General features: G+C 60.2%; 18 protein-coding genes. 8 read left to right on the top strand and 10 right to left on the bottom strand.

What is annotated here, in order from left to right; translation table 11 throughout:
* Positions 1-258 precede the first annotated feature (258 nt).
* Positions 259-2,496 carry an NADP-dependent isocitrate dehydrogenase gene (locus tag ABH944_RS29920; RefSeq protein ID WP_404610885.1) on the top strand — a complete coding sequence of 746 codons (2,238 nt, stop codon included), beginning with the start codon at positions 259-261 and terminating at the stop codon, positions 2,494-2,496.
* A 172-nt stretch (positions 2,497-2,668) separates the two neighbouring features.
* On the opposite strand, the gene ABH944_RS29915 is transcribed toward ABH944_RS29920, so the two are convergent.
* Positions 2,669-3,364 carry a P-loop NTPase family protein gene (locus ABH944_RS29915; RefSeq protein ID WP_404610884.1) on the bottom strand — a complete coding sequence of 232 codons (696 nt, stop codon included), beginning with the start codon at positions 3,362-3,364 and terminating at the stop codon, positions 2,669-2,671.
* Between the two features lie 614 nt (positions 3,365-3,978).
* On the opposite strand from ABH944_RS29915, the gene ABH944_RS29910 reads away from it, so the two are divergent.
* Entirely contained in the window at positions 3,979-5,562 is a 1,584-nt protein-coding gene (locus ABH944_RS29910; protein ID WP_404610883.1) for a GGDEF domain-containing protein, read from the top strand.
* Positions 5,563-5,822: 260 nt separating this feature from the next.
* The gene (locus tag ABH944_RS29905; RefSeq protein WP_404610882.1) at positions 5,823-6,887 is read left to right on the top strand and encodes a HoxN/HupN/NixA family nickel/cobalt transporter; all 1,065 of its coding nucleotides are present in this window, start codon (positions 5,823-5,825) and stop codon (positions 6,885-6,887) included.
* A 20-nt stretch (positions 6,888-6,907) separates the two neighbouring features.
* On the opposite strand, the gene ABH944_RS29900 is transcribed toward ABH944_RS29905, so the two are convergent.
* Positions 6,908-7,831, bottom strand: coding sequence for a LysR family transcriptional regulator (locus ABH944_RS29900; RefSeq protein WP_404610881.1), 924 nt, complete (start codon positions 7,829-7,831; stop codon positions 6,908-6,910).
* Positions 7,832-7,953: 122 nt separating this feature from the next.
* On the opposite strand from ABH944_RS29900, the gene ABH944_RS29895 reads away from it, so the two are divergent.
* Positions 7,954-8,607, top strand: coding sequence for a DsbA family oxidoreductase (locus ABH944_RS29895; protein WP_404610880.1), 654 nt, complete (start codon positions 7,954-7,956; stop codon positions 8,605-8,607).
* A 144-nt stretch (positions 8,608-8,751) separates the two neighbouring features.
* Complete coding sequence (locus ABH944_RS29890; RefSeq protein WP_404610879.1) at positions 8,752-9,966, top strand: MFS transporter; 1,215 nt, start codon at positions 8,752-8,754, stop codon at positions 9,964-9,966.
* Positions 9,967-10,177: 211 nt separating this feature from the next.
* Here ABH944_RS29890 and ABH944_RS29885 read toward each other — a convergent pair whose 3' ends face one another.
* The 4 genes from ABH944_RS29885 to ABH944_RS29870 all read right to left on the bottom strand — a co-directional run bounded on the left by ABH944_RS29885 (position 10,178) and on the right by ABH944_RS29870 (position 13,230).
* Entirely contained in the window at positions 10,178-10,723 is a 546-nt protein-coding gene (locus ABH944_RS29885; protein ID WP_404610878.1) for a glutathione peroxidase, read from the bottom strand.
* 221 nt (positions 10,724-10,944) lie between these two features.
* A complete protein-coding gene (locus ABH944_RS29880) occupies positions 10,945-12,015 on the bottom strand; it encodes a maleylacetate reductase (RefSeq protein ID WP_404610877.1) in 1,071 nt (356 codons plus the stop codon).
* The gene (locus tag ABH944_RS29875) at positions 12,002-12,349 is read right to left on the bottom strand and encodes a Dabb family protein (RefSeq protein ID WP_404610876.1); all 348 of its coding nucleotides are present in this window, start codon (positions 12,347-12,349) and stop codon (positions 12,002-12,004) included. Before ABH944_RS29875 ends, ABH944_RS29880 begins: the two co-directional genes overlap by 14 nt.
* The gene (locus ABH944_RS29870; protein ID WP_404610875.1) at positions 12,346-13,230 is read right to left on the bottom strand and encodes an intradiol ring-cleavage dioxygenase; all 885 of its coding nucleotides are present in this window, start codon (positions 13,228-13,230) and stop codon (positions 12,346-12,348) included. The genes ABH944_RS29875 and ABH944_RS29870 overlap by 4 nt, the downstream gene beginning before the upstream one ends.
* Before the next feature lie 132 nt (positions 13,231-13,362).
* Here ABH944_RS29870 and ABH944_RS29865 point away from each other — a divergent pair, with 132 nt between their 5' ends.
* A complete protein-coding gene (locus ABH944_RS29865; RefSeq protein WP_404610874.1) occupies positions 13,363-14,286 on the top strand; it encodes a LysR family transcriptional regulator in 924 nt (307 codons plus the stop codon).
* 39 nt (positions 14,287-14,325) lie between these two features.
* Here the strand turns inward: ABH944_RS29865 and ABH944_RS29860 are convergent, their stop codons facing one another.
* The 3 genes from ABH944_RS29860 to ABH944_RS29850 all read right to left on the bottom strand — a co-directional run bounded on the left by ABH944_RS29860 (position 14,326) and on the right by ABH944_RS29850 (position 15,974).
* Positions 14,326-14,541 carry a hypothetical protein gene (locus ABH944_RS29860; protein ID WP_404610872.1) on the bottom strand — a complete coding sequence of 72 codons (216 nt, stop codon included), beginning with the start codon at positions 14,539-14,541 and terminating at the stop codon, positions 14,326-14,328.
* A 138-nt stretch (positions 14,542-14,679) separates the two neighbouring features.
* Positions 14,680-14,970 (bottom strand): hypothetical protein, encoded by a 291-nt coding sequence (locus ABH944_RS29855; RefSeq protein WP_082913401.1) that lies wholly within the window; start codon positions 14,968-14,970, stop codon positions 14,680-14,682.
* 143 nt (positions 14,971-15,113) lie between these two features.
* On the bottom strand, positions 15,114-15,974 hold the full coding sequence (locus tag ABH944_RS29850) for an AraC family transcriptional regulator (protein WP_404610871.1): 861 nt from the start codon (positions 15,972-15,974) through the stop codon (positions 15,114-15,116).
* Between the two features lie 125 nt (positions 15,975-16,099).
* On the opposite strand from ABH944_RS29850, the gene ABH944_RS29845 reads away from it, so the two are divergent.
* Positions 16,100-16,870 carry a siderophore-interacting protein gene (locus tag ABH944_RS29845; RefSeq protein ID WP_404610870.1) on the top strand — a complete coding sequence of 257 codons (771 nt, stop codon included), beginning with the start codon at positions 16,100-16,102 and terminating at the stop codon, positions 16,868-16,870.
* 91 nt (positions 16,871-16,961) lie between these two features.
* A complete protein-coding gene (locus tag ABH944_RS29840; protein ID WP_404610869.1) occupies positions 16,962-17,603 on the top strand; it encodes an alanyl-tRNA editing protein in 642 nt (213 codons plus the stop codon).
* A 35-nt stretch (positions 17,604-17,638) separates the two neighbouring features.
* Here the strand turns inward: ABH944_RS29840 and ABH944_RS29835 are convergent, their stop codons facing one another.
* Positions 17,639-18,589: a LysR family transcriptional regulator gene (locus ABH944_RS29835; protein ID WP_404610868.1), complete on the bottom strand. Its 951-nt coding sequence runs from the start codon at positions 18,587-18,589 to the stop codon at positions 17,639-17,641.
* Positions 18,590-18,663 lie beyond the last annotated feature (74 nt).

Genomic DNA, 18,663 nt, shown 5'->3' with positions numbered 1-18,663 from the left:
GGCGCCGGTGGGCAGCCCAGGCAACCTGCCTGGCGATTTACCCTTTAAATTTAGGCGCTTAAGCGCATCTGCCCGGTGGACCGAAAGGTCCCGGTGCCCGCCTCGCACGCCCCAAAAAACCCGCAAATTGCGGGTTGTGACGCTAAACGCAGGGCGGGTTCAGCCCTCTTGAAAGCAAAATCAGGCAAAATTCGATGGTTAACCCCGGTCGTTGACACAGCCGGCGGCGCCCCCAACCCATTTTTCTCGAGATATGCGATGAGTACCGAGCAACCCACAATCATCTACACCCTCACCGACGAGGCCCCGCTGCTGGCGACCAGCGCCTTCCTGCCCATCATCCGCACGTTCACCGCGCCTGCCGGAATCCGCGTCACCACCAGCGACATCTCGGTCGCCGGCCGTATCCTGGGCGAGTTCCCGGAATTCCTGACGGAAGAACAACGCGTACCGGACAATCTGGCCGAGCTGGGCCGCCTGACCTTGCTGCCCGAAACCAACATCATCAAGCTGCCGAACATCAGCGCATCCCAGCACCAGTTGATCGGCGCGATCAAGGAACTGCAGGGCAAGGGCTACAAGGTCCCGGACTTCCCCGAGGAACCGAAGACCGACGCAGAGAAGGCCATCCGCCAGCGTTATTCCAAGTGCCTGGGCAGCGCCGTGAATCCGGTGCTGCGCGAAGGTAACTCGGACCGCCGTGCGCCTGCCGCCGTCAAGAACTACGCTCGCAAGAACCCGCACAGCATGGGCGAATGGAGCATGGCTTCGCGCACCCACGTGGCCCACATGAAGCATGGCGACTTCTATCATGGCGAAAAATCCATGACGGTCGACAAGGCTCGCGACGTGAAGATGGAACTGGTCACCCAGAGCGGCAAGACCATCGTGCTCAAGCCGAAGGTGTCGCTGCTGGACGGCGAGATTATCGACAGCATGTTCATGAGCAAGAAGGCGCTGTGCGACTTCTATGAAGAACAGATGGAAGACGCGCGCAAGACCGGCGTGATGTTCTCGCTGCACGTGAAGGCCACGATGATGAAGGTCTCTCACCCTATCGTCTTCGGTCATGCCGTGAAGATCTTCTACAAGGAAGCTTTTGAGAAGCACGGCAAGCTGTTTGACGAGCTGGGCGTGAACGTCAACAACGGTCTGGTCAACCTGTACGACAAGCTGGAAAGCCTGCCGACTTCCAAGCACGAAGAAATCATTCGCGACATGCATGCGTGCCACGAGCATCGTCCTGAACTGGCGATGGTCGACTCCGCCAAGGGCATCTCGAACCTGCATGCACCCAACGACATCATCGTGGATGCATCCATGCCCGCCATGATTCGCATTGGCGGCAAGATGTGGGGCGCCGACGGCCGTCCGAAGGACACCAAGGCCGTGATTCCGGAAAGCACGTTTGCGCGGATCTATCAGGAGATCATCAACTTCTGCAAGACCAACGGCAACTTCGACCCGGTCACCATGGGCACGGTGCCGAACGTTGGGCTGATGGCTCAGCAAGCAGAGGAATACGGCTCGCACGACAAGACGTTTGAAGTGCCGGAAGCAGGCGAAGCGCGCATTGTCGACATCGCCACCGGTGAAGTGCTGCTCACGCAGAACGTCGAAGAAGGCGACATCTGGCGTATGTGCCAGGTCAAGGACGCGCCGATCCGCGACTGGGTCAAGCTGGCCGTCACGCGTGCCCGCAACTCCGGCATGCCGGCCATTTTCTGGCTGGACCCGTACCGTCCGCATGAAGCCGAAGTGATCAAGAAGGTCGAGACCTACCTGAAGGATCACGACACCAAGGGTCTCGACATCCAGATCATGTCGCAAGTGCGTGCCATGCGTTATACGCTTGAGCGTGTCATCCGCGGCCTGGACACCATCTCGGTCACGGGTAACATCCTGCGCGACTACCTGACCGACCTGTTCCCGATCATGGAATTGGGCACCAGCGCCAAGATGCTTTCCATCGTCCCGTTGATGGCCGGCGGCGGCATGTACGAGACTGGCGCGGGCGGTTCGGCTCCCAAGCACGTCAAGCAACTGGTGGAAGAAAACCATCTGCGTTGGGATTCGCTGGGTGAATTCCTGGCGCTGGCGGTGTCGCTGGAAGACCTCGGCATCAAGACCGGCAACACGCGGGCCAAGGTCCTGGCGAAAACGCTGGATGCCGCCACGGGTCAACTGCTTGAGAACAACAAGAACCCGTCGCCCAAGACCGGGCAACTGGACAACCGCGGCAGCCAGTTCTATCTCGCGATGTACTGGGCGCAGGAACTGGCGGCACAAACCGACGACGCTGAACTGGCTGCTCAGTTCGCGCCGCTGGCGAAGCGCCTGACCGCGGACGAACAGACCATTGTGGGCGAACTGTCGGCAGTTCAGGGCGAACCGGCGGACATTGGCGGGTATTACAAGCCGGACTTCGAGAAGCTGGAGTCGGTAATGCGCCCGAGCAAGACGCTGAACGCCGCGCTGGCGACTGCTCAGGCTTGAGGAATTTGACCGCTTTCTTCCGGCTTCGGCCGGAAGAAAGCGTGATTTCCTGCAGGTATCGGCGCGGATAAATCAACACGATTATCCGCGCTGGTTTTTGTCCAGTTTAGTTCGCATAACTATCCATTCCTTGAGGACCGAGCTGCTCTCCATCTGCGCCCGGTCTCCCCCTCTACAACGCCAGACTACCCATCTCCCCATAGGCGCGATTCAGCCACACCTTGACCCGCTGCCGCTCGAGCAAACCGAGCCCTGACGCGGCTCGATCCGGGTGATTGACGGCCGCCCAGAAACTGGCACCATGCTGATCGATTTTCTGCATCGTGGTATCCGGCAGACGCCGCAGGCTGATCACGCTGGCGCCCAGCGCTTCGGCCCGGGCGAGTTCGCCTGACGATTCCAGGATCTCGAAACGGTCACCGCGAATCTCATTCAGGACGATGACCAGCTTGATGCGGCCGCCGAACTGATCGAGCCACTGCCGCAGCAGATCGACCGAATCGCGTCCGGCATCCATGACGTGCCACCAGGTCAATGTCAGGCCATGCTCTTGCGCGAGACCAAGAACATCCGCGTCGTCGAGCCATTTCCCGAGAGACTGTTGCGTCTGCGCGGCAAGATCAACCAGGATGCGGCGCTGGGGATCTTCAAGCGCATGTTCGATGATGGGATCGAGGCTGTCGTGCCGGTCAAGCACGGCCGGAGCGGCAAAATCAGCATAGAAACGCAATAGCGCGCCATGGGATTTATCCGTGTCGAAACCCATGAACGGGATGCTCCGATCAACGAAGTGCTGGGCCAATACGCGGGCGACGAGCGATTTGCCGACGCCGCCTTTTTCGCCACCGATGAAGTGGATGTAGCTCATTTCTGCGGATCCTTTGTCGAGGAGCGGGCTGGGTGAAAACAAGAATAACGAGTTTCGGTGACATAACATGCAGCAGCAGCGGCTTAGGCTACACGGAAAAGAAATACGTGACAGCAGCTTGCCGTGCGCTCGCACTGAATTGTTAAATCCGCCGGAAGCTGCGTAACGCGGCCCGCATGAGCCAGGCACCCGCGGTGCTAAATAAAGCGGCTAATGTGCCGTTAACAAAGGGAAATCATCTCCGATCAACCTTTTTCCCCGACAACAGCTCCCTGGTTCCAGATGAACAACACGCCGCTTTTTTCTGAAGAAACGGTCTAACGATCGTGTTTTGTCCGAGTAGACGATTCCGGTGGGCTGCGGTATGTTGAATTACCGGCTGCAATAAGTCGCCCTGTTCCAAGAACGTGTCTGGCAAGCGACCTGCTGCGAAATTAACAAAAATGCCCTCAACCCGGATCTTGCTTGCCAAGCGGCTCAAGCTGACAACAGCGGCTCTGTGCGTGTTGGTCTTAAGCCTTGCGACGCCTTTGCTCCTGCATCAATCACGCGCTTATTCATTGGCGGAGAACGGGGTTCGATCGTTAGACCGCTTTCGCGCCACGTTGCTCGCCATGGAAAGCGTATCGGCCGAACGCGGCCCCGCTAACGGCGCACTCGGCGCTGATGCCCTGAATGCGCCGTCGCTGCGACTCCCCTTGATCAACGCGCGTGCCGAAAGCGACCGGCGCCTGGCGGTGCTGCGCTCACTGGTCACGAGTCAGGCATGTCCCGGCTGCACGGTTGAACGCGCCTCTGTAGATGCCGTACAAACGCAGCTTGCTGCTGCCCGCAAGCAAGTGGACGGCCTGATTGCCCAACCCCTGGAACAACGCGAACACGATGCCGTCCTGAGCGCGGTCAACGAGATGATCGCCGTCATTCCCAGCTTCGGGCCGCTGGCAAATGCCAGCTCGGCCGGCGTTGTGCGCGGCGACCCCAATGCACTGAATTGCGTTTTGGTCGCTCGGCTGACCGCTCAGTTGCGTGAACAGGCAGGGCTTCTCGGGTCGACCTTCACCGCGGCGCTGACCGCTCACCGGCGCTTGAGCGAAACCGAATTATTCGCGCAAGAGCGGGCTAAGGGACGTATAGAAGAATTGCGCAGCCTGATAGCTGCGCGCGTAGAACATACACCGGTCGGTTCGGCTATTTATCAACGCCTAGCGAGCGTCTACTACGACAATGGCATGAGCTACATGGCACGTGTGCGCGCCATGGCATTGCATCCGGAAGGCGCCAATCTCACGGCAGCCGAACTGGCCGCGGAGTATGTGCCCACCATGCAGCCCATCGTGCAATTTCGTGACTATGTGCTGGATCTGGCGGAAACCGAAGTCAAGGGACATCGTAATGATGCGCTGATGTTACTGGTTGCAAGCGGGATCGGTACCGCGGTTGTTCTCTACCTTTTGCTGATTGCGTCCGTGTACTTCCGGCGGCGGTTCGTGCAACCGTTTATTCAAGCCGCGGACATCATCATGGCGATCGCCGATGGAAAGTTGGAAACACCCGTTCCTCACGGTGAACACCGGCTTGAGATCCGTAGCCTCTTTCACGCAATCCTCGTGCTGAAGGAAAACAGCATCGAAAAAATGCGGCTTGAGCATGAGCGCAATATCCTGCTGCGCGAACTCGAGACCGTTGCGGACACCGACTTCCTCACCCGCTTGCTCAACCGCCGTGCGTTCGAACGCAAGGCGACCGCAACGCTGAGCAGGCGCGCGGGAACCCAAGCCAAGCAGGTCCTCATCATGTTCGACGCGGACCGCTTCAAGCAGATCAACGACACCCTGGGCCATGCCGCCGGTGATCTGGCGCTGCAGACGATTGGAAGACTATGCAGCGAGATATGGCATCAGCCGGATATAGTCGCGCGCCTCGGCGGTGAAGAGTTCGCTGTGCTGACAAGGGTTGATGACGCCTTCGAAGCCGTTGCCGCTGCCAACGAACTGCGACGGCGTCTCGCATCCACGGCACTGGAACTTGACGGTGTCCGCTTTACGGTCACGTTGAGCTTTGGGATCTCGCTGGCTACGCAAACCGGGCGAGAGACGCTTGATGCCCTTCTGTTACGTGCCGACAAGCTGCTTTACAGCGCCAAGCTGGGTGGCCGCAACTGCATTGTGTCTGACATCGAAAGCTCGACGAGTCACTAGCCTCGTCTGTGTGCCGGGTGCAAGGCCCAGCCCTTTCCCAGCCCTTTTTTGAAATGGTCGATAGCGAAAGCGAAAACGTGTATAAGCGCGAATGACCCCTGCGTCATTCAATTCAGCGCAGAGAGAAGCCGGTGAAAATCCGTCGCGGTCGCGCCACTGTATCTGGTTCGGAAATAGCGGGCTTGTCGAACCAGCAGCCAGACCTCTCTTCGTCTTTCTTTCCAACGCCATTCGGGACGCGTAATCCCAAGGAGCTGCATGTGTTTTCCCAACTCGGCCACGTCTTCAGCGATTCCAACACCAAAGTGCGGGGCAAGCTTTTCGGCATCTATGGCGTATTGCTTGCCGCAAACGTGCTGGTATGGCTCTGGGCGCTAGTGGCTTTTCGTCACCACCCCGTGTTGCTCGGCACGGCTTTGCTGGCCTACGGTTTTGGCTTGCGCCATGCGGTGGACGCCGACCATATTGCCGCGATCGACAATGTCACCCGCAAACTGATGCAGGAGAAGAAACGTCCGGTCACGGTGGGCTTTTTCTTTTCGCTCGGGCATTCGACTGTCGTTGTCCTCGCGTCGCTGGGCGTCGCCGTGGTGACATCGGCCATGAAGGGACGTCTTGATCACTACAAGGACATAGGCGGAGTGGTCGGCACGTCAGTGTCGGCTCTATTCCTGTTCTTGATCGCGTTGATGAACCTGATCATCCTGAGATCGATTTTCAAGGCGTGGCGCAACGTCAGGAACGGCGGCAAGTATGTCGACGACGACTTCGACATGCTGCTAGCCGACCGTGGATTCTTTGCCCGCCTTTTCCGCCCGTTGTTCAGGATCATCACCCGTAGCTGGCATATGTTCCCGCTCGGATTCCTGTTTGGCCTCGGCTTCGATACCGCAACTGAAATCGCCTTGCTGGGCATTTCCGCCAATCAGGCGGCGCAAGGTCTGCCGCCGTGGGCGATCATGGTGTTCCCCCTGCTCTTCAGCGCAGGCATGTCCCTGGTCGACACGCTGGACGGCCATCTGATGCTCGGCGCTTACGGTTGGGCCTACCTCAAACCGGTCCGCAAGATCTACTACAACATGACCATCACAATGGTGTCGGTGATCGTGGCGGTGGTGGTTGGCAGTATCGAGGCGCTCGGGCTGCTGGCAGACCAGTTGAAACTGCAAGGCCCGATGTGGGATGCCATAGGCGCACTCAACGACAATTTCGGCACCTTGGGCTACGTCATCATAGGGATCTTCGCGCTGAGCTGGGCGGCGTCGGTGCTGATCTACCGCTTCAAACGCTTCGACGATCTGGAAGTGGGCAGAAGCAATCCATAAGGGCAACACGCCACAGCCGATCATTCCACTACCGGTGTTTGCACGCGTGCGGCCAGAAACTGCACGAAGGTGCGTACCTTGCTCGAATGGCGGCGATTCGGCAAGTAGGCAGCGTAGATCACCGAATCGCCCGCATGCGGATTGACATCGGCGTTCTCAAAGAGGCGCATCAGGCGCCCGGCGCCAATCTCGGCGGCCACCAGCCACTCAGGCAGCAGCGCAATGCCCCGGCCCGCGAGGACGGCTTCGAACAGCACGTCCGGGTTGTTGGCAATCAGGTGGCCGCGCACTTCGACCCGCTCTTCAACAGCTCCGTGGCGGAACGTCCACACCTGACGTGCAGCCCGATGCGGTCCGCCATAGGCGAAGCGCAGGCACTCGTGGTCAGCCAGTGCCTGCGGATCAGCAGGCGCGCCGCGCCGCTCGAGGTAATCATGGCTTGCCACGACAAATCGCTTGTTTTCAGCCAGCTTCCTGACGACCAGGTTTTCATCGCGTGAGGGCAAGCCGATTCGAATCGCGACGTCGATACGTTCCGCAGCAAGGTCCAGGTAGTGGTCGGCGACCACCACGTCGAGCACCACACGCGGGTGCTCGCAAAGGAACGTGGCCAGGTGCGGCGCGAGGCAAAGCCGGCTATAAGCGGTAGGCACGGAAATGCGCAGCGCACCAACGGGCGCCGCGCCGCTGTCGAAGATGCTGTCATCGGCTTCAGCGAGGTCGTCCAGCACCTTGCTGATTTGCTCCACGTAAGCGGTGCCGGCATCGGTCAGGCTTACAAGGCGCGTGGTGCGCGTGAGCAGCGCCGTGCCAAGCGACGCTTCGAGCGCATCCATCAGGCGCGTCACCGACGAAGTGGCCACCCCCAGGCGCTGCGCCGCCTTGGAAAAACCACCGGCTTCGGCCACTTCCAGCAACGTCGTCAATGCCACGAGTTTGTCCACTTGATGGCTCCGCTGTCTGAGCGTTCCGTTGCGTCGCACGCAACGTGAGATTGCTCTGCGAACGTATTCTACTAATTAATTGCAATCGATATCCTGTGCGTAATCTTCCTCAGGAGCGCTCCGTGCAAGCCATCGAAATCTCTGTCAACTACGACTTCATTTGTCCGTGGTGCTGGATCGGCCACCTGAATCTTGCATCGGGAATCCGCGCAGCCAACCTGCCCGTGCCCGTGTCAATCCGGTACGTACCGTTCGAACTGAACCCCACGATGCCTGCGGACGGGATGGACCGCCGCGAATACCGGACGGCCAAGTTCGGCAGTTGGGTGCGCTCGCAAGGGATGGACGCGCAGGTGGCGGCAACGGGCCTCGCCGCAGGCGCGCACTTCAACTACGACAAGGTCAGCAGAACGCCAAACACACGCCTCGCTCATCAGTTGATGCAGCACGCGATGAGCATTGGCGGCGCGCAGAAAACCGAAGCGCTGTATCAGTCGATATTCACGGCGTACTTTTCGGAGGGCCGCGATATAGGCCTGGCCGCCACATTGGCTGATATCGCCGCGAAAAGTGGTTTCGACGCTGCCGCCGCCGAGGAATACCTTGTGCAAGGCCGAGGCCTTGCACAGGTGCTTGAGGCGCAGCGCCTCGCTCAGCAGCAAGGCATTCGTTCGGTGCCAACCGTGTTCATTGCAGGCGAGGCGATCAGCGGCGCGCAACCCCCGGCGGTGTTCGCCACGGCGTTGCGGGCGGCGCTCGAACGGAGCCCGGCATGAGCAGGGATTGACGGCGCGCCAGAACGTTGGAAGCGCGCCCGGCTTCAGCCCGGCATCCGCATGACCGATCTTGGCGTGTCGCTCGGGAACCGCTTGATGAACATCGAACATGAAACCACTTTTAGCCACTGAAGGATCCATCACATGACGCCCAACGCACCTGACGCCGGCCAGAACGGCGGCGCAGTCAAGCTGACCCAGGGCATGATCGCGCTGTTCGCGTTCTGCTGCGGCGCGATTGTCGCCAACCTCTATTACGCGCAACCGATCACCGAGCTCATCGCGCCGGACATTCATATGTCAGGCGGGACGGCGAGCCTGATCGTCTCCCTCACGCAGGTTGGCTACGCATTCGGCCTGTTCTTCCTGGTTCCGCTCGGCGATCTGCTGGAAAACCGCAAGCTGATGATCACGACAGCCATTGTCTCGATCTTCAGTCTCGCGCTGGCGTCCGTCACGCGTCAGCCGAACGCGTTCCTGGCGGTCTCGTTGCTTGTCGGTTTCAGTTCGGTCGCGGTGCAGATCCTGATCCCGCTGGCCGCGCACCTTGCACCCGACGAATCGCGTGGCCGCGTGGTCGGCAACATCATGAGCGGCCTTCTGCTCGGCATCTTGCTGTCACGCCCGATATCGAGCGTGGTGGCCGGTCATTTTGGCTGGCGCGTGGTATTCGGATCCGCCTCCGTATTGATGGCGATCGTGACGACGGTCCTCGCTTTGACAATCCCGCGCCGCCAGCCCTCGCATCAGGCTACCTACTTCCAGTTGATCCGTTCGCTGGGCGAGCTGGTCGTGACCTTGCCGGTACTGCGCCATCGCGCGCTTTGTCAGGGGCTGATGTTTGCCACGTTCAGTCTCTTCTGGACCGCGGTGCCGATCGAGCTGACACGTCACTACGGTTTGTCGCAAAACGCGATCGCTTTATTCGCGCTGGTTGGTGCGATAGGCGCAACGTCCGCGCCCGTGGCGGGACGGCTTGCCGACGCGGGGCGAACGGCCGGCGCTACGTTGATCGCGCTTGTAGTCGGCGCGCTCGCGTTCACACCGGCGCTGATTCATCCGGCGTGGGGTGTGGGGGGACTGGTCGTGACCGGCGTCGTGCTGGACTTCGCCGTGCAGATGAACATGGTGCTCGGCCAACGTGAGATCTATGCGTTGCATGCGGCCAGCCGGAACCGCCTGAACGCGCTTTACATGACCAGCATCTTCATTGGCGGCGCGATTGGGTCGGCACTGGCCAGCAGCCTGTACGAGCACGGCGGATGGACCTTGACCGCGACGGTCGCAAGCGTGTTCCCTCTTATCGCGCTGGTTCACTACCTGGCGGTCGGCAGGTCGGTTGCAATGGCCACGGCTTGAACGGCATCATGCGCTCCTCGCGTGGGCGGGGGCACTGCCATGAAGACGCAACCAAGCCTTATGCAACGCTGAATGCTTCTTGAGTGATCTGACCCGGGCTCATTTTCCAGAGCGGAATAGCGACGCTCCCGAGCAACTCGTGGCGAAGGTTCAGGCCTGGGAAGGCGGGTCTGAATGCCACTCGCCACCCCGCCAAGCGATGCTGATGACCTCAGTTCGACAGAGCGGTCTGGATCGTTTCGAGCAAGCGCGGATCGTCTGCAGTGACATCGGGCGAGAAACGGCCCACTACGCGGCCATCCCTGCCGATCACGAACTTCTCGAAGTTCCACAACACATCCGGCACCGGGTTCGGCTCGATGCCATAGCCTTTGAGCCGCTCGCGGAACGGGCCGTCACCGGTCGCGTCGGGTTGCGTGCTGGTCAGCGTCTGATACAGCGGATGCTGATCGGCGCCGACCACCGATACCTTCGAAAACATCGGGAATTTCACGTCGTAGGTCGAGCTGCAGAATTCCTTGATCTCTTCGTCGGTGCCTGGTTCCTGACCCTTGAAGTTGTTCGCGGGAAAGCCCAGCACCTCCAGGCCGTCAGCCCGCTTGTCCTCATAGAGTTTCTCCAGGGCTTCATATTGCGGCGTCAGCCCGCACTTGGAGGCTACGTTGACGATCAGCAAGACCTTGCCCTTGAACGGCTCCAGCGTAAGCGCCGCGCCGTCGATGGATTTCACGGGAATATCGTAGATTGTCTGGCTCATGTTGGGACTCGGTGGAGAATGGGATCAGGAAGGGATCAGGCGCTTAGGGTCATTCAGGCAAGCGCGTCCTATCCTACTCCGGAACCGTGAATGTCTGCACAGGGCCGCCGCTTCTTCGATGAACCTTCCTAGCGACTGTCCCCCGGCAACGCGATTGCCGGCGCTTCCGCCGAACTGACGCGCAGCTTCGCGCAAGCCGGGTGGTATAGCATCGAACCGCGTCAATACTCGCGCGGCGGGACACCCTCAAACGCATCCTGAAGCAGCGCACGAATCACGTTGTATTCAACAGCACGCGGATTCCAGTACGGATTGGCACTGGCAATCTCCGCCGCCCGGTCGAGCTGCGACGCGGTCATGCCAATGTCCTTGAGCGCCACCGGAGCACCACTCGCCTTTGCCAGTTCATACACGCCCATTGCCGCGTTGTCATGCCCAAGTGCACGCGCAATCCGCTTCATTGCCTCGGGCGCGGCGCCCGCGTTGCAGGACAGCGCATGGGGCAGGATGATCGTGTGCGTCTCCGCATGCGGCAGATTGAAACTGCCGCCAAGCGTATGACACAGCTTGTGATGCAAGGCCATGCCGACGCTTCCGAGCACCGTGCCGCACAACCACGCGCCGTACAGCGCCTGCGACCTCGCGTGCTTGTCCTCCGGATGAGCAACGATCACCGGCAACGCACGCGCCAGCGCCGCAATGCCCTCTTCCGCCATCAAACTGATGATCGGATTGGCATCGCGGGAATAGAGTCCTTCGGCGGCGTGTGCAATCGCATTGATACCGCTAGTCACCGACAGTTGCGCCGGAAGCGTCAACGTCAACTCGGGATCGTAGATGACAGTCTTGGGAAGCACTCGCAAGTCGGTTCCGGTACGCTTCAGCCCTCCTTCCGTCAAACCGAAAATGGGCGTCATTTCGCTGCCGGCGTAGGTCGTGGGAATGGCGAGTATCGGTAGATCCGATTCAAGGGCAATTGCCTTGCCAAGTCCAATGGTCGAGCCGCCGCCCAGCGCAATCGCGCAATCCGCATTCAATTTTCTTGCGAGTTCCCGGACTTCGACCACGAGTTCGACCGGCACGTGCATGACGGCGCGATCGAAGATACCTGCAACGCGTGACCCGAGCCGCTCGGCAAGCGCTTCGGCAATATCCCGATGCTGCGGAGTACAAAGGATCAGCGCACGCCCGGCGTTCAGGTTCAGTACTTCACGTTCAATATGTTGCAAGCTTCCCGCGCCGAACACCACGCGCGCTGCCCGCGCCGAATAGACGAAGTCAGATGTCTGCATTGGCCGCCTCCGACGGTGAAATCAGAGCCAAAGGCTCGACCGGGTAATCAACTTGAAAACGGGCGGTCCGGAGACTGCCAAGCTGCTGCCTGACCCGCAGATGCTCGGGGTGGCTCGCATAGGCGTCAAGCGCTTGCTGCGATTCGAATTCTGTCACCAGGACAACGTCGCAGGCATAGTCCACGGCACTGGAGTCCAACCCGACCTCCAGATGAATCATGCCGGGGATGCATCCCCGCAGCCCTTCGAAGCTGCGCTTGACGAGTAACCGCGAGGCGCTGTTTTCCTCCGGCGACCCTCCGCTCACACGCCACATGACAATATGCCGAATCATGCCGCAGCCTCTTGCTGGTTCAGAACGAAGTCATAGTCGAGCGTATAGAACGGTGTGGTCATGACGCTGCCGTCGGGCGCAATGCCGGGTCCGTGCTTCACCCATTCCACGACCAGATTCGATCGCACGCCAAACACCGCATCCGAATCCAGATATTGGTCACCGTCGCGAAACACGTGGGTGATCAGGGTGTCGTAGCCGGGCGCCTTGATCCAGAAATGCAGATGGGCGGGCCGCCACGGATGGCGCCCGAGGGCATCGAGCATTTTTCCGACCGGGCCGTCGTGAGGGATCGGATAGGCCTCGGCGAGAATCGAGCGGAAATGAAAGCGCCCATCCGCCAGCGAGCGCAACTTGCCACGTGCGCTATGCACCATGTCGCCGACGTCTTCAGTCGTTTTCTGCACGTCGTAGAAACCGTCCTCATCGGATTGCCAGACGTCGATTGACGCATTGGCAACGGGCTTGCCGTCCACGCCGCGAATCTGGCCCTGCACAAAACACGGCGCACCCACCGCGCCGTTGGATACATCGTCACCGTTCTGGTACTCCGGCGCACCGTCGACAAAGAAGGGGCCCAACACGGTCGCCTCGGTGCACGCTGCAGGCTTCTTGTTGTTCTGCGTGGTGACCAGCATGGACAGTCCCAGCGTATCGGACAGCAGGACGAACTCCTGGCGTTTGTCGTCGGTGATATGGCCCACGTCGGTCAGGAACCTGATGGCCGTGAACCACTCGTCCTCGGTGAGCTTTACCTCGCGGGCGAACGCGTGCAGATGCTGCACGAGGCTCGTCATGACAGTGAGAAGGCGTGGGTTGCGGCAGCCATCCATTGATTCAAGGACGGCCTGTGTGATGGTGTCTTCGTCAATATTGCGCATTGTGGATGTCTCCTTTTATAGCCGCTGTTCATGACGATCAGCGAGCCTGATTCCATCGATATTAGCCCTTGGTCCGGTGGAATAAAACGAGCTATAGTGAAAAGATATTTCCACCCAGCGGAAAAATCCCTTATGGACCGATTGACCCAGATCGAATTTTTTGTCCTGACGGCGGAGACAGGCAGTCTTTCGAAAGCGGCGGAGAAACTGAACATGTCGAACGCCGCGGCCAGCCGGACATTGAATGCGCTGGAAGAGCGGCTGGGCGCGAGGCTGGTGGAACGAACCACCCGCCGCCTCTGGCTGACCGACGCCGGGCGCGACTATCACCGGCGCTGCAGCACCATACTGGCGGAGATGGCCGAGGCCGACGCCGCTGCCGGCGACGCCGCGCTGAGCCCGCGCGGCACGTTGCGGGTGACGAGTTCCGTCTCGTTCGCCATGATGCATATCGCGCCGTGGCTGCCTGAATTCAGCTTGCAGTATCCGGAGCTATCAGTGCAGATCGTGGCGGCCAACCGGTATCCGGATTTCATCGAAGCGGGTATTGACGTGGCCATTCGCACGCGTGAACACGAAGGCGATTCCGGCATCACGGTAAGGCGTCTGGCCCAAACGCGGCGGGTACTGGCGGCGTCGCCCGGGTACCTGGCCAGGCACGGGCGTCCGAGGACACCCGAAGACCTTGGCGGCCACCGGATGCTTGTCTACAACCTCGCGCTGGATCCCTACGTGCTGCACCTCACGCGGGGAGAAGAAAGCCGCCATGTCCCGATCACCAGCGCACTCGATTCAGACGAAGGGCAGGTCATCTGCGCGGCGGGTTGCGCCGGCATGGGTATCGTCATACAGCCGCTCTACATTGTTCACGACGACATTGTTGCCGGACGTCTCGTACCCCTGCTCAAAGACTGGCAACTACCCCGTCTCACGATAAATATTGCTTACCAGAGCCGGCGGCACCAGCCGGCCAAGATTCGTGTCTTCACGCAGGCGTTGATCGATCGTGTCGAGCGGCTGGACCTGGCAAGAAAGTGGAGCGCACTGCCTGCATGAGCAACGGCACACCCCTGCTGCGGTCATGCCGTCAAAAGCTTAAACACCGAGCATCTGCTTAGCGGCTGTTTCAGCCATTGCCAATGCGGCGTCAGCGTCGCGCATTGGACGTCCACAGCCGCGTCCCGTCACGCGCTCGATCGTCTTCGTGTCACGCACGGTTGTCACGCGGAGCGCACCTTTGAACATCTGACCGGGCGACGGCAGGACACACGCCTCAACGGTCACGTTCCCCTCGGTTTGTTTGAATGCCATGGCATCCTCCATGAATTTTGCACGGACCGATTGACGGAACGCGCATAAAAAAACAATCAAGCCATATATACTTCGTAGTGCTCTCTAGCGGAAATCGTCCCATTGGGACGAGCACTGCCCGGTGCCGCTCAAATCCGCTCAGTGAGCCGTACCGTTGATGGCCAGCCCCGCCGGGCGCGCTTCAAAACGATATTGAAGATGCGTGGGGTAGTGCACGTCGATCTTACGTACCAGACGGTCAATTTCATGCTTGAGTTCATCAGCGCGGCCGACTCCCAGCAAGTAACCCGCCTTGACCAGACCCTCACCAAACTTCTCGACCATCAGCGCTGCAAGCGCCGGTGTTTCTGCGCCACGAGCCACATCTTGCGCACGGTTTCCCGCATATCGTTGAATTTCTTCAATCAAGGCTCCAACGTCATCGGTCATGGTACCCCCGCTTTTTATAGTTTCGATGTCGCGACAACCGTCCTTTCTTCGGATCGCCCGTTATTGTTGATCTTCGACGGTAATGGCCGCGTCGAAAGAGCGCTTTCCAGCGTATAGGTTCCGTAAAAACGGCATGACTTTCCTCACGCCGGTTTATCCGTCCTCGCGGCGACGCCTCGAAGGTAACGGCCCGGCGGTTTCCCCAGGACCTTCCTGAACATGGTGACGAAACTGCTTGCGCTCTCGTAACCAAGGTCGATAGCGACAGACTGAACGCTCTCGCCCGCCGTCAGGCGCTGCACCGCCATGATGACGTGAAGCTGCCGGCGCCACTGGCCGAAGCTCATCCCGATCTGCTGCAGCAGCAGGCGGCTCAAGCTGCGCTCGCTGAGCGCCACGCGCGACGCCCACTCGCGCACGCTCGCACGATCACCCGGCTGCGCCCGCATCAGGTCGGCGAGCTTGCGAAGCCGCTTGTCCGCCGGCATTGGCAGGTGGAGATTCTCGACAGGCGCTGCAGCCAGTTCATCGAGAAAGACCGCGACGAGACGGCCATCACGTCCGTTGTCGTCATAGAGTTGAGGAAGCCGCGTAGCCCGCAGCAGCAGCTCCCGGAGGAACGGCGATATCGACACGGTGCAGCAACGATCCGGCAGGGCCCCGGCCACGTCGGCGTCAACGAACATGCAGTGACATTCGAAATCGCCCACGCAGGCAACGCTGTGCGGCATCCCGGAGGGAATCCATACCGCGCACTGCGGTGGAACGATCCAGAGCCCTCCCTCCATGTCGCAATTGATCACGCCGCGGACCGTGTAGATAAGCTCGGCCTTGCGATGCTGGTGACGGGGAACGGCTCCCGGGCCGGTGGTCACCACGCTCGCGCTGATCGCGACGACTGCGCGCGACACCTTGTCGGGATTCAGATGCTCGTACTGGCCCCAGTCCAGGTCTTGCCCGTGATCCAGTATCACAACCGAGTCATCTCTTTCTGCCTGCGCCATGAGTCCATCCTCATCATTCTGGCCGGATTAAAACATATTCAGGCCGTCATGCCCAACGACGCCGCGTGGCGCCGCGCCTATCCTCATCGAAACCGAATCACGATATCCACCAAGGGAGCTGATGCATGGATTCATTGAGCACCGGAGCGATCGCGGACGAGCCGGGTCTGAAAAAACCCGGCCGCCTGACGGCGCTGTTGATCAAGTGGCTCTTCCGCCAGGCGACGGTTTCAGGGGTCGAATCGCTGTCGGAGCATTTCCGGCTGGTCACGCTCGCGGGAGAGGACCTGAAAGCGGTCGCGTGGGTGCCGGGCCAGAAGATCCAGGTCGATGTTGGCGGCGGCAAGAACCGCACCTACACACCGGTCTCCTGGAACGCCGCCACCGGCGAGACACGCATCCTGGCGTTCTCTCACGGCGACGGACCCGGTGCGATGTGGGCCTCAACGGCGCGAATCGGCAAGGCCTGTTCGTTCTTCGGGCCGCGGCGCTCTCTCGATCTCGATGGACTCACTAACCAGCGATCGCTGGTGTTCGGTGACGAAACCGCGTTTGGCCTCGCCTTGGCGCTCGGTTCAAACCTGGGTCCTTCGGGAGCCATCGCGTCGGTGTTCGAGGTCTCGTGTGTCGAGGAGTCGGAGCGTGTCTGGCAGGCAATCAGCGCGAAGCCTGCCCGCTTCGTTCCTCGTGCCTCGGGAAATAGCGATGCCCATCTGGATGAAGTCGAAGCCCACCTGCTGAAGGTCATTGACGAGTGGCGGCCTGATTCCTTCGTGCTGTCCGGCAAGGCGTCATCCATCCAGCGGGTTCGCCGCGTTCTCAAGGCCAGCGGGATCGAGGCGGCGCGAATCAGGACAAAAGCCTATTGGGCGCCGGGAAAGACCGGACTGGATTGAGGCAGGGCCGTTGCGCAAGTTCGTACAAGTCGCCATGCCCCTGCGCCCTCTATCATGTCGCGATTGACAGTCGTTTGATCGAGACAAAGACATGACGCAGAAAGTATTCTGGAGCGCCCCTTATCAGACCGAACTCGATACCGTGCTGACCCAGGTTTCCGGTGATCAGGTGCAGGTTGAACAGACCGTGTTCTTCGCCTTTTCGGGCGGGCAGGAAAGCGATGCCGGCACGATAGGAGGCTACCCGGTTCTCCTGGCGGAAAACCAGGGGATGAACATTGTGTACACGCTGCCGCCCGGGCATACGCTCAAGGTCGGCGACCGCGTGACGTTGCGCATCGACTGGGACAGGCGCTACAAGTTGATGCGACTCCACTTCGCCGCAGAGATGGTCCTTCAACTGGTGTACAAACACCGGCCTGGGATAGAGCGTATAGGCGCTCACATATCACCCGACAAAGCGCGAATCGACTTTGCCAGTGAAACGAGTCTGGCTGCGCTATTCCCGGTTATCGAACAGGAAGCAGGATTCCTGACGAAAGATGACCGCCCCATTCTCACTGCGTTCAGTGACGAGCAAGCCGGCCACCGGTACTGGGAAGTCGAAGGCTTCGCGCGGATGGCATGTGGCGGAACCCATCCGCGATCCACCGCGGAGGTCGGTCCGGTCAGGCTCAAGCGCAAGAATACGGGCAAGGGGAAGGAGCGGATCGAAATTACACTGGTGGAGTAGATGAGCGGCAGGTGGCGGCCGTTGCGCTCGCGAGCCTATGATTGGCGTCTTATTCTTGCGCGTTTTGTGTCTTTCCCTTGCTTCGCTGTCTTGCCGCTGGTCAGCACTTCAGCGAGCGAACCACGCAACAGATCGATAGCCCGCATCAGCCGCCCGGGGACTGAACCATGGACGAACCACACATCGACTCCCGTGCGGAAATCAGTGGTCTCTATCACCTGGAGCGCCGGGAGATGCGCCGTGCGTTCCAGCATGTCCGGCGTAACGAGCCCGATACCGAGGCCACGCGCGACCAGAGACAATTGCAGCTCGGAGCCAAACGCTTCAACGGCGACATTGAATGGCAGTCCCGCTGCTTCCATCGCGCGTCTTAGTGCCGAGCGCAATCCGCAGCCATCCTGATTGAGTACCCATTCGTAAGACGCCAGATCTGCGAGTGTCATTGGTGTATCGGGCAGACCAAGGGTACGTGCCGCGACGATCACGGTCGGCAGGAACGCGAGGAGCGTAGCGTGCAACGTCTCGGGCGGTACGGTGCCGGACGGCATCAACACGATAGATGCATCAAGCGATGCCCGTTCGACACTCTGCAACAGAGTCGGCGACCAACCCGCTGTCACGCGCAAGGTCAGTCGCGGAAAGGCACCGCGCAGGACGTCGACGGGCTTCTCGAGCGCCACTTCCGCCAGAAACGGCGGCAGGCCAATTCTCAACTCGCCGGACGGCTCGCTTTCGGGAGACGCGACAAGCAGTAGATCATCCACCGCGCGCAACACGGTGCGCGCCAGCGCATACACCTCGTTGCCCGCAGCGGTCGGCTTGAGCGGCTTGCTCTGGCGATCGAGCAATTCCGCGCCCAGCACGCTTTCAAGGTTTTGCACACGCCGCGTCAACCCGGGCTGCGTGAGGTGGAGTTTTTCTGCGGCGCGCACCATCGAACCGCTGTCGACAACTGCAACGAATGCCTGTAGATCACGCGTATTCACACGGTTGCTCCAAACGAGTAGGGCAAACTATATCGCATAATCATTATCAACATATTTCAATTGTCGCATAGTAA

The organism is Caballeronia udeis, assembly GCF_044909315.1.
GTDB lineage: Bacteria > Pseudomonadota > Gammaproteobacteria > Burkholderiales > Burkholderiaceae > Caballeronia > Caballeronia udeis_A.
Note: the sequence above shows the minus strand (reverse complement) of the source record. Positions and strands in the feature narration are given on the sequence as shown.

Coding starts and splice junctions, on each gene's coding strand:
- ABH944_RS29890 (WP_404610879.1), top strand. CDS start 8,752: ATGACGCCCAACGCACCTGACGCCGGCCAGAACGGCGGCGCAGTCAAG.
- ABH944_RS29915 (WP_404610884.1), bottom strand. CDS start 3,364: ATGAGCTACATCCACTTCATCGGTGGCGAAAAAGGCGGCGTCGGCAAA.
- ABH944_RS29840 (WP_404610869.1), top strand. CDS start 16,962: ATGACGCAGAAAGTATTCTGGAGCGCCCCTTATCAGACCGAACTCGAT.
- ABH944_RS29875 (WP_404610876.1), bottom strand. CDS start 12,349: ATGATTCGGCATATTGTCATGTGGCGTGTGAGCGGAGGGTCGCCGGAG.
- ABH944_RS29845 (WP_404610870.1), top strand. CDS start 16,100: ATGGATTCATTGAGCACCGGAGCGATCGCGGACGAGCCGGGTCTGAAA.
- ABH944_RS29880 (WP_404610877.1), bottom strand. CDS start 12,015: ATGCAGACATCTGACTTCGTCTATTCGGCGCGGGCAGCGCGCGTGGTG.
- ABH944_RS29910 (WP_404610883.1), top strand. CDS start 3,979: ATGGAAAGCGTATCGGCCGAACGCGGCCCCGCTAACGGCGCACTCGGC.
- ABH944_RS29865 (WP_404610874.1), top strand. CDS start 13,363: ATGGACCGATTGACCCAGATCGAATTTTTTGTCCTGACGGCGGAGACA.
- ABH944_RS29920 (WP_404610885.1), top strand. CDS start 259: ATGAGTACCGAGCAACCCACAATCATCTACACCCTCACCGACGAGGCC.
- ABH944_RS29855 (WP_082913401.1), bottom strand. CDS start 14,970: ATGACCGATGACGTTGGAGCCTTGATTGAAGAAATTCAACGATATGCG.
- ABH944_RS29885 (WP_404610878.1), bottom strand. CDS start 10,723: ATGAGCCAGACAATCTACGATATTCCCGTGAAATCCATCGACGGCGCG.
- ABH944_RS29850 (WP_404610871.1), bottom strand. CDS start 15,974: ATGGCGCAGGCAGAAAGAGATGACTCGGTTGTGATACTGGATCACGGG.
- ABH944_RS29870 (WP_404610875.1), bottom strand. CDS start 13,230: ATGCGCAATATTGACGAAGACACCATCACACAGGCCGTCCTTGAATCA.
- ABH944_RS29860 (WP_404610872.1), bottom strand. CDS start 14,541: ATGGCATTCAAACAAACCGAGGGGAACGTGACCGTTGAGGCGTGTGTC.